We start from the raw sequence: 1,068 nt of genomic DNA on the forward strand, positions 1-1,068 counted from the left end.
TCATTTCATTAGTGCAGCATTATGTGTGTTATGTTACGGGCTCTCACTTCAAAGCGATTCTCTTTCCTGGCATGTACGGCAAGCCGACAATGAGCAAGTCTCTCGCCCACCCTTTGCGCGTTCTAGGCCAAAGGCGAACCACTCAACATAACACTCACCCATAATGCGCACTAAGGATAAGGGTTAAGGTGCTCGAAAAGCCTATCCCAAAGCACATACCAAACAAAGCTCAAAAAGAACCAAAACGGTGAATGCCACCATGAAAACTCATAGGCATCTATCCAAGCGATAATTGAATCAATCATAAATAAGTCCTGTGTGAACGTGCCAAAGATTGGCTGTGTACATGTTCCGCTTCCTCGAAGCGATTTTCGCAAGCTCAATATCACTTCTTGCGGCGAGCGGTCTAACTAGAGGTTGCCCATCTAAATAGCATTATTGTTCCCCAAATGCAGAAGCCCCAGAACAAAGCCCAAAGAATGTTTATCAGCATTGCTATATCTGAACAGGAACGTTTTGCTGAAGAATGTCAGTTGGCTTTTCGCGTTGGCCGCAAGTGAAGATCCTTTCTGAATCTTCCCAAGTTACCCGATAGACACAATCTGAAAGAATCTCGAACTGGTAGCCAATATCAACCAAATCTGTATGGTCGAAACTGAAAAGCTTATCCGTACCATCGTAAACATCGATGTATATCTTGTAGAAAGTCAGGTCACGGTTTAGCTCTGCCATTGATTTCAACCTAGTTCTAAGCGCTATTTGCTTAGCGTAACCAGTGATAAAAAAGTCGTAACCATCTAAAGGACCAAAACCGGAACTGTTCTTTTTCTTGGGTGAAGTCTCCGTTCCTTGAGCTGTTGGCGTGCCAGCTGGAATTTCGACGTTAACATTTTGCTGCTTTACTGGTTCCGGTGCTTTTTCGGGTTCAGGCCACCACGCCATGATGTTGATAGGCAAACCAACACCCAAAAGCAAAGCGGTACCGATAACGGGCCATCGCTTCCAGAAAGGTCTAATGTCTTTCGCTTGCGCTTCTTGAACATGCTTATTGGACTGAGAATGGCTTTT

At 44.7% G+C, this 1,068-nt stretch carries 1 pseudogene; it reads right to left on the reverse strand.

Annotation, left to right across the window (positions count from 1 at the left end):
- Positions 1–495: 495 nt before the first annotated feature.
- Positions 496–1,068: pseudogene (locus R7Q41_RS24365) on the reverse strand (assembly protein); the annotation flags it as partial.

This window comes from Vibrio sp. 2096 (genome assembly GCF_033339595.1).
Lineage (GTDB): Bacteria > Pseudomonadota > Gammaproteobacteria > Enterobacterales > Vibrionaceae > Vibrio > Vibrio alginolyticus.